The 13307-nt window shown below is 68.5% G+C and carries 12 protein-coding genes; 8 read left to right on the top strand and 4 right to left on the bottom strand.

Annotated features, from left to right (window positions below):
- Window positions 1-3 precede the first annotated feature (3 nt).
- The 6 genes from ACQHI0_RS16825 to ACQHI0_RS16800 all read left to right on the top strand — a co-directional run bounded on the left by ACQHI0_RS16825 (window position 4) and on the right by ACQHI0_RS16800 (window position 7211).
- A complete protein-coding gene (locus ACQHI0_RS16825) occupies window positions 4-2349 on the top strand; it encodes a hypothetical protein (protein WP_427908871.1) in 2346 nt (781 codons plus the stop codon).
- Window positions 2342-2662: a transposase gene (locus ACQHI0_RS16820; RefSeq protein WP_427908870.1), complete on the top strand. Its 321-nt coding sequence runs from the start codon at window positions 2342-2344 to the stop codon at window positions 2660-2662. Before ACQHI0_RS16825 ends, ACQHI0_RS16820 begins: the two co-directional genes overlap by 8 nt.
- 61 nt (window positions 2663-2723) lie before the next feature.
- A complete protein-coding gene (locus ACQHI0_RS16815; RefSeq protein WP_427908869.1) occupies window positions 2724-4379 on the top strand; it encodes a peptidoglycan DD-metalloendopeptidase family protein in 1656 nt (551 codons plus the stop codon).
- 59 nt (window positions 4380-4438) lie between these two features.
- Window positions 4439-4942, top strand: a complete 504-nt coding sequence (locus tag ACQHI0_RS16810) for a hypothetical protein (RefSeq protein ID WP_427908868.1) — start codon at window positions 4439-4441, stop codon at window positions 4940-4942.
- A 32-nt stretch (window positions 4943-4974) separates the two neighbouring features.
- Window positions 4975-6801: a type IV secretory system conjugative DNA transfer family protein gene (locus tag ACQHI0_RS16805; RefSeq protein ID WP_427908867.1), complete on the top strand. Its 1827-nt coding sequence runs from the start codon at window positions 4975-4977 to the stop codon at window positions 6799-6801.
- Window positions 6798-7211 (top strand): DUF4913 domain-containing protein, encoded by a 414-nt coding sequence (locus ACQHI0_RS16800; protein WP_427908866.1) that lies wholly within the window; start codon window positions 6798-6800, stop codon window positions 7209-7211. Before ACQHI0_RS16805 ends, ACQHI0_RS16800 begins: the two co-directional genes overlap by 4 nt.
- A 43-nt stretch (window positions 7212-7254) precedes the next feature.
- Here ACQHI0_RS16800 and ACQHI0_RS16795 read toward each other — a convergent pair whose 3' ends face one another.
- On the bottom strand, window positions 7255-7869 hold the full coding sequence (locus ACQHI0_RS16795) for a hypothetical protein (protein WP_427908865.1): 615 nt from the start codon (window positions 7867-7869) through the stop codon (window positions 7255-7257).
- Between the two features lie 208 nt (window positions 7870-8077).
- Window positions 8078-8977: a peptidylprolyl isomerase gene (locus ACQHI0_RS16790; RefSeq protein WP_427908864.1), complete on the bottom strand. Its 900-nt coding sequence runs from the start codon at window positions 8975-8977 to the stop codon at window positions 8078-8080.
- Between the two features lie 85 nt (window positions 8978-9062).
- On the opposite strand from ACQHI0_RS16790, the gene hisS reads away from it, so the two are divergent.
- Together hisS and ACQHI0_RS16780 are read left to right on the top strand one after the other, a co-directional pair.
- Window positions 9063-10337 (top strand): histidine--tRNA ligase, encoded by a 1275-nt coding sequence (hisS, locus tag ACQHI0_RS16785; RefSeq protein ID WP_427908863.1) that lies wholly within the window; start codon window positions 9063-9065, stop codon window positions 10335-10337.
- Between the two features lie 168 nt (window positions 10338-10505).
- The gene (locus ACQHI0_RS16780) at window positions 10506-11153 is read left to right on the top strand and encodes a hypothetical protein (protein WP_427908862.1); all 648 of its coding nucleotides are present in this window, start codon (window positions 10506-10508) and stop codon (window positions 11151-11153) included.
- 117 nt (window positions 11154-11270) lie between these two features.
- Here the strand turns inward: ACQHI0_RS16780 and ACQHI0_RS16775 are convergent, their stop codons facing one another.
- Entirely contained in the window at window positions 11271-12284 is a 1014-nt protein-coding gene (locus ACQHI0_RS16775) for an Rv2578c family radical SAM protein (protein WP_427908861.1), read from the bottom strand.
- A gap of 31 nt (window positions 12285-12315) precedes the next feature.
- A complete protein-coding gene (locus tag ACQHI0_RS16770; RefSeq protein WP_427908860.1) occupies window positions 12316-13290 on the bottom strand; it encodes an NAD-dependent epimerase/dehydratase family protein in 975 nt (324 codons plus the stop codon).
- Window positions 13291-13307: the final 17 nt, after the last annotated feature.

Raw genomic sequence — 13307 nt, 5'->3', positions numbered from 1 at the left:
ATTATGGGACGCGACTACGAACCCCCGGTGCGCGATCGCGACGACGTCGCGTTGCGCCCGGTCCACCGGCCGCCGCGCATCCGCGGCGAACGCGAGCCACGGCCCGCGGGGAGCGCGCCGCGCGTGAGCGACGACGTGCTCGGTCTCGACGAGCGCACCGAACGCGACGAGCGGGACTCGGCGCGGGGATCACGCACGACCGAAGAGCGCCCGCCGGGCGAGCGCAGGTCGCGTGAGGAACCGCGTGGCGACCGCGGCCGACCGGCGCGACCGCGTGAGGAACCGCGCAGGCCGCGGGCGGACGAGGACGGTCGCGTTCGTCCCCGTGGTGACGAGATGCGCGGTCGCGGTGACGGAGGGCGGGCCGCGGGCCGCGAAGGTGCGGGGGAGCGGCGCACTCGGCGCCCGCGTCCCGATGCCGAGCGGGCCGCCAGGGCGCGGGCCGAACGGGGGCTGCGCGAGGAAGACCACGGCCCACGCCGGGAACACGAACGCCCCCAGGGTGATCCGCGCGGGCGGCCGAAGCAGGCCGAACCGAAGCTGACGAAGAAGAAGGCGCGCCCGGCGAAGGCGGTGCGCGCGGTGCGCGCCGACGATGCCGCCGATCGGGCGATGGGCTCGGGACGGTCCGCGAAATCGGCCAAGCCGGACCGGCGTCCGCAAGGTCCCTCGCTGCTCGACGACACCACTCGCGCCCGCTACGAGATGATCGCCCGCGAGCAGTCCGGCCTGCGCGCGGCCTGGGCGACCTTCCGCATCCACACCGACGACCTGCGCCGCAACAACGCCCAGGCCCGCACCGACGCCGTCGTCAAGGACGGATTCGACCGCACCACCGCCGAATTGACCGATCGTGGTTACTCGGGCGCGGGCGGCGGCAAGATGAACGTGGTCGGCCGCCCGGTCGAGTACCGGGCCACCACCGCCCAGGTCGCCGGCCTGTGGCCGTGGTCGGTCGGTGCCGGTGCGCCGCTGATCGGCACCCCGCTCGGCTCGCACCTGCACACCGGCGCGCCGGTCTGCTTCGATCCGATGAACTGGTTCATGCGTGGCAGTTTCATCACCGCGCCCAGCCTGTTCGTGTTGGGTCTCAACGGTTTCGGCAAGTCCTCACTGGTGCGCCGGATCGTGCTCGGCGGCATCGCCCAGGGCATCACCCCGCTGATCCTGGCCGACGTGAAACCCGACTACCGCAAGATGGTCGAACTCGTCGGTGGTCAGGTGATCGACCTCGGCTACGGGCACGGCAAGCTGAACCCCCTCGCCGCGGGCGTGCTCGGTTCGGTCGTGCCGCGCCTGGAAGACAAACCCGCCCTGCAACGTCAGGTGCTGCAGGACCTGCGGGCCAGGCAGGTGACGTTGATCGCGGGCCTGGTGGAACTGGTCCGCGGCGCACGCGTGGCCGACTTCGAGGAAACGCTGATCGCCACCGCGCTGCGCATCCTCTACCAGCCCGGCGGCTTCACCCCCGACAAGCCGCCCATCATGGAGAACCTCCTGGAGGTGATCGTCCGCGGCGGCGCCGAACTGATGCTCGACGCGGGCGCCGACAATCCCGACGAATTCCAGAACGCGATCAAGGGCCTGCGCCGATCGCTGCGCGCGCTCACCCAGGGCCCGTTCGGCGCGATCTTCAACGGCCAGACCAGTGTTCCCATCGACACCAGCGCCGTCGCGGTGTGCATCGATGTCTCGCACATCCCCAGCGGCGACAAAAAGCTCAAAGCCGCGGTCATGCTGGCCTGCTGGGCCGACGGGTTCGCCTCCGTCGAAGCCGCGCACGTGCTGGCCGACGCCGATCTCGGCCCACAGCGCTACTTCCAGGTGGTGATGGACGAGCTGTGGCAGGTGCTCGGGCTCGGTGACTTCATGGTCGATCGCGTCGACGAACTGACCCGTCTGCAGCGTGGTCTCGCCACCGCGCTGATCATGATCAGCCACACCATCAAGGACCTGCAGGCGCTGGGGTCGGACGCCGCGATCGCCAAGGCCATCGGCTTCCTGGAACGCGCGCGCGCCAAGATCTTCGGTGCGCTACCCGCCGAGGAGATCAGCAGGCTCGACTCCACGGTGCCGTTCACCTCCGCCGAACAGGAGATGGTGACCAGTTGGTCGGCGCCACAGGCACTCACCGGTGAGGCGCTCAAGCCCGGTCAGCAGCGGCCGTCGCCACCCGGTACCGGCAAGTTCCTGTTGAAGGTCGGCGAGGATCGCCGGCCCGGTATTCCTTTTCACATGGAGTTCACGGTGTCGGAGCGAGAAAGCGGAATCCACGACACGAACCAGCGCTTCAGCGAGTTCGGCGACAACCCACGTGGCACGCCGGACTATTCGAACGGGAGTGAGTAGGGAAATGATGCCGCACCGGTCCTATCGCCGGGTCTCGCCGGAGGTCCGCAATGCCGCCGTCGCCCAGGTGGTGGCGCTGACCGACAAGTTGCGCAGCGAATCGGAGGCCTGCCGAATGGTCGCCGAACAGATCGGCGTGCACGCCAATTCGGTGCGCAACTGGGTGCGCGCGACCCAGGATCCGAGCCTGGACCGGATGGACGCCACCGCGCTACGTCGCAAAGTGGCGCTGCTGCAACAACAGCTGGCCGCCGCCGCGGAGATGAACCGCACGCTCGCCGACACGCTCAACGAGTCCCGGCGCCGCACATGACCGCCGCCGCGGCGGACGTTGCGCGAGTCGGCGCCCGGCGCGGAACGCGGGGAGGCGGCCGGTGAACGTCCGCACGATCATGATGACGGCGCTCGGCTCGATCATCGGATTGGTGGCACTGGTACTGGTGATCGTGCTGCCGTCCTCGGACGAGACCTGCGAAACCGGCGACGTGCTGGACGGGTCGGCGGTGCCGACGCTGCCCGAACTCGGTGGTGATAATCGCGCCGGCGCGACCAGCGCTGCCGCGCCGACCTCGAATCCGGCGGTCAGCGGTACGCCGTCGCTGGCCGCGGGTGTCGGGCCGTTACGCCGCACGCTGCCGCTGGAGACCGGAACCTTCACCATCTCCGATGTGTACGGGTCACGCGGTGGCGACCACAAGGGCATCGACATGGCCGCCGCCGACGGGACCACGATCTACTCGGTGTCCGACGGTCGAGTCGTCGCCGCCGGTGCCGCTTCGGGTTTCGGCAACTGGATCGTCGTCGATTCCGTCGACACCAACGGCCGCGCCTACTCCGCGGTCTACGGCCACATGTGGGACGCGGGCGTCAAGGTGCGGACCGGCCAGACGGTGACCGCGGGCCAGCCGATCGGGATGGTCGGTTCCGCGGGCGAATCCAGTGGCCCGCACCTGCATTTCGAGATCGTCCCCGGCGGCCGGTTCACCGGCGGTCGTCAGATCGACCCGATGCCGTGGCTCGACGGCGCACCCACCCCGGATGTCGGTGGCGCGCGAGCATTTTCGAGCGACCCGAACTGTGTGCGCGGATTCGGCAGCGCCGGTGGGGCGTTGGCCGACGGGAAGGTGCCCGCCGAACTCGAGATCTGGTATCGCCGCGCGGGCACGGTGTGCCCGGAGATCTCGTCGTCGCTGCTGGCCGCGCAGGCCAAGCAGGAGTCGGGATTCCGGCGCGGACTCACCTCGCCCGCGGGTGCCCAGGGCCTGGCCCAGTTCCTGCCCGGCACCGCGGCGAGTATCAATCCCGACGACGGTCAGCCCTACATCATCGATGCCGACGGCAACGGTTCCGCCAGCGTGTGGGACGACGGCGACGCGATCATCGGCCAGGCTCGTTACATGTGCTCGATCGCCCACAAGATCGCGGGTTGGATGGCGGCGGGGCGCGTCTCGGGCGACCTGACCGCACTCACCCTGGCCGGTTACAACGCCGGCGAGGGCGCGGTGCTGACATCAGGGGGCATGCCGAATCAGTATGCGGCGCACTTCTCCGAGACCCGGCCCTACGTCACCAACATCTTGTCGATGGAACCGCAGTACCGGGCGCCCGGCGCGCAGGGACGGTTCACGCCGGGGGAGGGCAGCGACGGGGAACAGATCGTCGAGGCCGCGCACGACTGGCTCGGCACCCCGTACGTGTGGGGTGGTGGTGGCGTGCAGGGTCCGAGCAGTGGGGGCTTCGACGGGCCGGGACTGACCGCGGCGGCGGTGTTCGCCGCGTCCTCGGGCGCGGTCACGCTGCCGCGCACCGCCGAACAGCAGTGGGAGGCAGGGCGGGAGGTCTCGATCGCGAAGGCGGCGGCCGGTGATCTGGTGTTCAGCGGATTCGGGCGGCGAGGGCCGACACAGGTCGGGATCTATTCGGGTAACGGTCAGGTGATCCAGTCGGTGCCGCCGACGAGCGAGCGCGGTGGTGGCGGTGTCGCCGAGGTGGCGGTGCCCGGCGACGCACGGGCGAGGAGGGTGTTGTGAGCGCGCGACCAGCGATAACCTGGTGGGAGAGAACACGAATCCGCACAACCCCGGCGGTGATGCTCGTGGCAGTCCTGGTCTCGGTTTCCGCCTGCGGTGGCGACGCCGAACCGACACGCCCCGAGGCCACCTCCACGACGCGCCTGCTCGAAGCCGCCGCCGACCCGACCACGCCTGACGGTGTCGCGGTGGTTGCGCTGCGCGAGGTCTACACCTGGAAACCCGCGACCGAACAACCGGGATCCTCGCTGCAGCGCGCGCGAGAATGGCTGGGGCCCAGCATGATACGTATGCTGGACAGTTCGATCGGCGCCACCGACACCCCGAAACCTTCGCTGCAATGGGCCGACTGGGCGAAGGCGAAGGCGCACGTCGACGCGTTCACCTTCGCGTCCGGTGAGCCCGCGCCCCCGAGCGCGGATCCCACTGTCGCGCAGTACAAGATCGGCATCGAACAAACGGTCGTCTACCCGAACGGACGCACCGAAGCCCTACCGCCGAGCACGGTCATCGCGACCGTGGTGCAGACGCCACAAGGCTGGCGCCTCGACGCGTTCCGCTGACCACCCACCACGTCCACACAAAGGAGGCACCCGTGGCGAAGAAGAAGGTGACGGATCCGGCCGCGGTCGGACCCGATACGACACTGATCATGATCGTGTTCGGCTTCGCGGCGCTGTTCACCCTCGCCGGCGCCCTGCACCTGGGCAACGCGTTATCGGTGGTGCCGCAGAACATTCCGGCCAACCCGATCGCGGTGGTCGCCGACCTGGCGCGCGGGAAGTTGCAGTGGCCGCGCGCGTCGACGGTGATCGTGCTGCTGGTGATCGCGGCGGCGGTCGCCTTTGTGGTGATCCGGAAGAAGCTGAAGAAGCGCGCGGGTGCTGGGCGATTGGCGGTGGACGACAAGGCCGATTACATGGGCAGTGGTAGCGCGATCGCGTCGATCACCGAGTCCGGGGTCAGGGAGAAGGCGAAGGATCTCGGCGTCCGGCTCGGCTCCGATGACGCGCCCGGTGTGCCGATCGGGATCGCCGTCGCCGACGGCACGCCACTCTACGGCTCCTATGAAGACCTGCACCTCGACATCTGGGGACCGAGGCAGGGCAAGTCCACCTCGCGCGTGATCCCGGCGATCCTGTCGGCGATCGGGCCGGTCTTGGCGACATCCAATAAACGCGACGTGGTCGACGCGACCCGCAATGTCCGAGAAGCCAAGGGCAGCGCCACATTTGTCTTCGACCCGCAAGGTGTCGCCGGCGAACGGCCGACCTGGTTCTGGGATCCGCTGGCGTGGGTCGATCACCGCCGGGAAGGCTGCGAGATGCGGGCGGTGCGGTTGGCAGGCCACTTCGCCGACGCCGAGATCGGCGCCGGCGCCGACGACGGTGACAGCTTTTTCGGGCCGGAGGCGGAGGATCTGCTCGCGGCGCTCTTTCTCGCAGCCGCGATCGCGGGCAAGCCGATCACGCAAGTGTGGGAGTGGGTAACCACGCCGCAGAACAACGAGGCGATTCAGATCCTGCGCGATGTGGGCCACCATTACCTCGCGTCCGGTTTGGCCATGCAGTACAACGCCGAACAGCGCACCAAGGGTGGCACCTTCGCCTACGCCAAGAAGATGATTCGCTGCTTGCAGTTGTCGAACATCCATCCCTGGATCACCCCCGGCAGCGACTCTCGTCGGCAGTTCGACGAGCTCGAGTTCATCGAACGCAACGGCACCCTGTACTCCCTGTCGCTCGAAGGGCGCGGATCAGCGGCCCCGCTGGTCAGCGCGCTCACCGAAGCCGTCATCGATGTGGCGATGCGCAAAGCGTCGCAGTCCTCCGGTGGGCGGCTACCGATCCCGCTGCTCGCGGTGCTCGACGAGGCCGCCAACGTGGTGCGCTGGAAGGATCTCCCCAAGCAGTACAGCCACTTCGGCTCGCGCGGCATCGTGGTGATGACGGTGCTGCAGTCGTGGGCACAGGGGGCGCGCTGCTGGGGTGAGGATGGAATGAGCGCCCTGTGGTCGGCGGCCAACATCAAGGTCCTCGGCAGCGGTGTCGATGACATGGCGTTCCTGCGCGACCGCTCCGAGGCGATCGGCGAGTACGACTCGATCTCGTCGTCGATGTCGCAGTCGGGCAACAGCAAGAGCTACTCGCGCTCGCTCAGCTCATCGGTGACCTTCACCCCACAGGGTCTGGCGACCTTGCCACGCGGTCGCGCGGTGGTGTTCACCTCCGGTCAGCCTGCCGTGCTCGTGCGGACGGTGCCCTGGTGGGAGTCCGAATATGCGGCCGCGGTCAAGGAGTCGATCGAGTACAACGATCCGACACGCAAGACGCGCATCGACGATCTGTTCGGGACGCCGACGTTAGCGAAATCCATTCCGCCGGACGAGATCGGTGAAGTCGAGGAGGTCAAGCCACTGTGAGCGATGATATTTCGGGTACGGACAAGCAAGCGGTCTATACCGGCGTGACCGAGTTCGTCGGCGAGTACTTGAGCCAGCTCTATCAGCGTCAGGTCACCGATATCAGCGACACCGTGTGGTGTCCTGAATGGTGGCGCCATCCCGAGGCCGCCGTGCGCCTCGATGCGCTGTGGCAGGCATGGGAGTACTACCGGATGAAGGGTGGTCCCGGTATCAGCGTGTGGTTCCTCGAACATGCCGACCCGCACATGACCAAACTGTTCGACCCGCGTGGGCCGTTCAAGTACTGCAGTGTGCGCAACGGACACAAGGAAATGCTCTCCTCGTTGCCGTTGAAGAAGCCGGACCAGGGACAGTGGACCGAACCGGAAAACGGTCTCTGGGACAAAGGCACTACGCCGGGCGGCTAGCGACGTACCAGGGCTCGGCGGTACCTGCGTAGTGCCGCCGAGCTCAGCTTCGCCGTTCGATCCCGCGTTCGATCCCCAGTTCGATCCCGAGCTCCGGGCCACGCGCCCGTACCTGCGGAGTCCGCGCGGCGGCATCACGCAAGCGGATCGCGTCATCGGGCGAGATGCCGTGGCCCATCTCGACCAGCATCCGTACCTGGCTCAATTCCGGGGCGACGCCTGCGCGCTGTAGATGTGCCGCGATCGCCGCGCGCCGCTCGGTGGAGTCATAGTTCGCCGGCTGTCCGGCGCCACTCGCGGCGAACGGAGACCCCGCGTCCTTGTTCAGGCTGATGCCGCGCGTCTCGACCCCGCGTGTCTCGATGCCGCGTGATTCGATCGTCCGCGACCCCATCGACATCATCTGGACGAGTTCGATATTGCGCGGATCCTTGGCTTTCAGATCGCGCGCCTCGCGGACCTGCAGCTCGCGCGCTTCCTTCATCTTGGCCTCGATCGCCTTCGCGCGGGACTCGGCCTCTTTCTGACCGTGTTCACGCGACTTGAGGGCGACCAGGGTGGCCATCTGCAGCATAGTGCGCATCATGGACGCCGTTTCGCTGCCGATGTCGTCGAGTTCCGCCATGACTGCTCCCGATGCTGCTGTGGAAGTGGACATCTGAGCCTACCGCGCGAAGGATACGGTGCGATGTCAGGCAGGGCGGGCAGGTGGGGAGAAAATCCCCGGTGAGCGGGTTGCCGGCCGGATCAATCGTAGGGTTGCCTAGCCTCTGATGATCTTCTTCGCACGTCGGAGCCCGAAAACCGGAAACGGACCGGACACACCAGGGTGTCCGGTCCGTGATCGTCGCTGTGAAAAGGCGGTGTCAGCCCACCTTGACAGAGTTGAACGAGATCGGGATGGCCGGGCCGCCGTCTTCCTGACCGCCCTTCACGCCACCGCCCGCGACCTTGTCCAGCGTGGCCAGACCGGCCTCGTCGATCGTGCCGAAGATGGTGTAGTTCGGCGGCAGCTGCGTGTCACCGAAGACCAGGAAGAACTGGCTGCCGTTGGTGCCCTTGCCGTCCGGTGAGGTGCCCGCGTTGGCCATGGCGACCAAGCCGCGCTTGTAGTTCACCGGCTGCGACTCCAGTGCCGGGTCGCCGGGCGCGAACAGGTCGGTCGGGTATTCGTTGTCGAAGCTGTAGCCGGGGCCGCCCTTGCCGGTGGCCGTCGGGTCACCGCACTGCAGGATGCCGAAGCCCGGCGTCGCCACGATGCGGTGGCAGCTGGTCTTGTCGAAGTAGCCCTGCTGGGCCAGGCTCACCATCGAGTTGACCGTGCACGGTGCCTGAGCGCTGTTGAGCGACAACCCGATCGGGCCCTGCGTCGAATCGATCGCCACCTTGACCTCGGGGCCATCGGTCGCCACCGACGTCGTGGCCGGCGCTGTGACCGGCTTGGCGGGCGGCTCCTGGCCCACCGGGTAGCTGCAGTCGACGGTCGCGGGCTTGGCCGCGGGCGGCGGCGGACCGGGGATGTCGAGGGGGGTGTTGACGAACTGGGTCGTCGGCACCGCCGAGGACGACTCGGCGTTCGCTGCCTCGCTGTCGTCGCCCTTGGTGAGGAAATACACGCCCGCCGCGGCGGCCGCGACGACTATCACACCCAGTACCGAGCCCGCGATCGTCAAGCGCTTGCGCTTCTTCTCCTGCTCGGCCCGTCGTGCCAGCTGGCGCTCCAGCTTGCGCTTGGCCGCCGCCCGTCGCTGTTCGTTACTCGGCACTACCGCGTTCCTCCCGTGTCGTCAGGTTCGTCTAGAGGGTAACCGGTTGGACGCGGACCCCGCCCGTGGGGAAAACTGGACCATCGTGACCAAGACCAGCAGCTTCACGGCCCCGAAGGGGGTCCCCGACTACCTGCCGCCCAGCTCGGCCGAGTTCGTCGCCGTGCGCGACGGCTTGATCCACGCCGCCCGACTCGCTGGGTACGGGCATGTCGAGCTGCCGGTATTCGAACAGACCGCCTTGTTCGCCCGGGGTGTCGGCGAGTCGACCGACGTGGTCAGCAAGGAGATGTGGACCTTCGCCGACCGCAACGGCGAGAGTTTCACGCTGCGCCCCGAAGGCACTGCCGGGGTGATGCGCGCGGTGATCCAGCACGGTCTGGACAAGAGTGGTCAGCTGCCGGTGAAGCTCTGCTACGCCGGACCGTTCTTCCGGTACGAGCGCCCGCAGGCCGGTCGGTACCGGCAGCTGCAGCAGGTCGGCATCGAGGCGATCGGCATCGACGATCCGGCCCTTGACGCCGAGGTCATCGCGATCGCCGACGCCGGATTCCGTTCGCTGGGCCTGGACGGTTTCCGCCTCGAGATCACCTCGCTCGGTGACGAGACGTGCCGTCCGCAGTACCGCGAGCTACTCCAGGAGTTCCTGCGTGGACTGCCGCTGGACGAGGAGACGCAGCGTCGCGCCGAGATCAACCCGCTGCGCGTGCTCGACGACAAGCGGCCGGAAGTGCGTGAGCTGACCGCGAACGCGCCGCTGATGATCGACCACCTCTCGGAGTCGGCGAAGGCCCACTTCGATCAGGTGCTCGCCCACCTCGACGCGCTCGGCGTGCCGTATGTGGTGAACCCGCGGATGGTGCGCGGGCTGGACTACTACACCAAGACCACGTTCGAATTCGTGCACGACCAGCTCGGCGCGCAGTCGGGCATCGGCGGCGGCGGGCGCTACGACGGGCTGATGGCCGAACTCGGCGGACAGCCGCTGTCGGGCATCGGCTTCGGGATCGGTGTCGACCGGACCGTGCTGGCGCTGGCGGCCGAGGGCAAGTCGGCGGCTGATCCGGCGCGCTGCCAGGTGTACGGCGTGGCGCTCGGTGACGAGGCCAAGGCGAAACTGGTCGCGCTGGCCGGTGAACTGCGCGCCGCCGACATCAGTGTCGACCTGGCCTACGGTGGCCGCGGAATGAAGGGCGCGATGAAGGGCGCCGACCGGTCGGGGGCGAAATACACGCTCGTGCTCGGCGATCGCGATCTCGCCGAGAACACGATCGGCGTCAAGGAGATGGCGACCGGCGAGCAGCGGTCCGTTCCGCTCGACGGCGTCGTCGGGGTGCTGCGTGCGGAGCTCGGGCGCTGAGTGCATGATCGGGTGCTGACTCGGGGCTCGGCAGTAGGTCGCTGAGCCCCGCCCGGCGTCTTGGCGGGCAGTTGCCCCGGGCGCCGTGCTGGGCAGCCGACGTCGGTGGGGCGCGGTAATCTGACCGCGCCTCGTGCCGGGCGGGCCGGTGGGGGTGGAGAGGTAATCGTGGACGGGCAGTCCGGGCAGTCGGCGGCGACGGAACCGGTCGGTATCGACCTGGTGGCGCCCGAGGTGTTCGCGCCGATGTTGCGCAGGCTCGCACTGGCCGCGCTCGGCGTCGGCATCGGGGCGGCACTGCTGTCGGCGGTATGGCTGAGCTGGCCGTACGCGATCCTGATCGGCCTTGTCGTCGCGATCCCGACCATCGGCTACGTGTTCGCCTTCCGGCGCCGTCGAATGTGGTTGAGCGGCACCGTGATCCGCGCGCACCGGCTGTTCGGCGAGCGCACCGTCGACCTCGCCGACGCCACCGGCGTACAACTGCTGGTGTACCCGGGCAGGCTCAGTCGCATCGTGCTGAGAGCAACGGTCGGCCCCGACACTCAACTCGTCCCACTGGCGATGTACACCGACATGGGCAGCGGCCGCGAACTACACCTGCTCGGCCTGCGCAAACTCGCCGACGCGCTGGCCGCCAGCCAGCTCGTCGCCGCGATCGCGATCTCGGAAGTGCTCGTCCAGCAACTGCGCGCGGAGGCCCGCGACGCAGGCCTCGACGAACGCCCGCTGTACCGCGCGGTGCAGTCGGTACGCAGTAAGGACAGTGTCTCGCCGGTGGTGCTGACCGATTCCGAGGTCGCCGCGCTGAGCTGAGCGTCGCCCGGCGAGTCGTGCATCGCGGGGGTCTGGGTGGTAGTCGTTTACCTGACGGAATCACTCGTGAGCGGGTCCAGGCCATCTATGGGCAGGTCACTGCCTCTCGGCGGGTGGTCAGCCGAAGAGGGCGAGTTGAGTGTCCTGTGGTGTTGCCGGGGGAGCGGGTGGGCTTGTGTGGCCTTGGGTTCGGCGGAGGCCGTGGTGGTCGAGCAGGGGATTCACCCGGTCGCGCAGCCAGTCGCGGTAGAGGGGGGTGACGTTGCTGCCGCGGGCGTAGAGCTGGCGGTACCGGCGCATGAGGGCGGGGTGTTCGGTGCCGAGCCAGGTGAGGAACCAGTCGCGGGTGGGACCGCGCAGGTGCATCGGGAAGGCCATGGCGCTGGCTGCGCCCGCGTCGGCGATCGCGGCGAACAGTGCCTCGAGGTGGGCACGACTGTCGGTGAGGCAGGGGATGATCGGGGCGGCCATGACGTGCACGGTGAAGCCGGCGTCGGCCAGGGCGCGAACCAGCTCGAGGCGGGCGCGGGGTTCGGGAGTGCCCGGCTCGAGACTGTGGTGCAGGTCGGGGTCGAGGATGGCGATCGACACCGCGACGCTCACCTCCACTCGCCGGGCCGCCTCGACGAGGAGCGGGAGATCGCGGCGCAGCAGCGGGCCCTTGGTGAGTATGGAGAAGGGGGTGCCCGAATCCGCCAGCGCGCCGATGATGCCGGGCATCAAGCGGTATCGGCCCTCGGCACGCTGATACGGGTCGGTGTTGGTGCCCAGCGCCACCGCCTCGCGCCGCCACGAACGACGCATGAGTTCGCGGCGTAGCACCGCGGCGATATTGGTTTTCACCACGATCTCGGAATCGAAATCCTCGCCCGCGTCGAGGCCGAGATATTCGTGGCTGCCACGCGCGAAGCAGTAGCGACAAGCGTGTGAGCAGCCGCGCATCGGGTTGATCGTCCAGCGGAAGGGGAGCGCGGAGCTCTCGGGCATCTTGTTCAGCGCGCTCTTGCACAGCACCTCGTGGAAGGTGATGCCGTCGAACTCGGGGGTGCGGACGGAGCGAACCAGCCCGGCCCTGGTCAGGCCGGGCAGCGCGCCGTCATCGGCGTCCAGGGTCTGGGCTTGCCACCGCACCCCACGAGTCGAACATTTGTTCGAACCGGTGTCAAGCCTGACGCGACGCCCGCAGGAAGTCGACGAGGTCGTTGACGGTGTCCACGGTGGGCCGAGGGTGGTAGCCGAGTTCGCGTTCGGCCTTGCCGTGATCGACCACCGGTGCCGAGATCAGGGCGCCCAGTGCGGCTTTGGACAGAATGTCGGAGCCGAATCGCCTGCTGATCGGCTCGAGCACCGGCAGTAGCGCGCCGAGCGCCTTCGCCGGGATGGCGAAGCGAGGACCTTTGGCGCCGGTGCGAGCGGCGGCCATCCGGCAGAAGTCGATCATGGTGGTCATCTCGCCGCCGAGCAGATAGTTCTCGCCGGTGCGGCCCTTCTCGCCGGCCAGGATCAGGCCGAGGGCCACATCGCGCACATCGACCAGGTCGAAGCCGCCGCCGATCATCACCGGAATGCGGCCGCGCATCGCCTGGGCGGCGGTGGTGTTCAGGCGGGACAGCCGGTCGAGGTGATCGACCGGGCCGTAGACGCCGGTCGGATTCACGATCACCGCGTCGAGGCCGCGCTCGATCACCGGGCGCAAGGCTAGTTCGCCCGACCATTTCGACCGGTCGTACACCGGCAGGCTGGGATCGTCGGAGCGGCCGGAGGTCTCGTCGATGTGCCCGCCGGCGCGATACTGGTCGAAGGCGTGGATGGAACTGGTGTGCACGAACCGGCGCACACCCGATTCCAGCGCCGCCTCCGCGGTGACGCGGACACCTTCGGTGTTCACCCGCCACGCCAGATCGTTGTGTTCGGCGAGGGTGATCAACGCGACGAGGTGGTAGACCACTTCGGTGCCCGCCAGCGCCGCGCGCATCGACGCCGGGTCGAGCACATTGCCGTCGACCCAGGTCACCGCCGGGTCGGTGGTGGTCGGGGCCGCGCGGTCGATGGCCACGACCTCGTGGCCGCGCTCGACGAGCAGGGGGATCAAGTTGGTACCGAGGTAGCCGGCTGCGCCGGTCACTGCGACCTTCATGCGCACGACGATATAGA

Source organism: Nocardia sp. FBN12 (genome assembly GCF_050320175.1).
Lineage (GTDB): Bacteria > Actinomycetota > Actinomycetes > Mycobacteriales > Mycobacteriaceae > Nocardia.
Note: the sequence above shows the minus strand (reverse complement) of the source record. Positions and strands in the feature narration are given on the sequence as shown.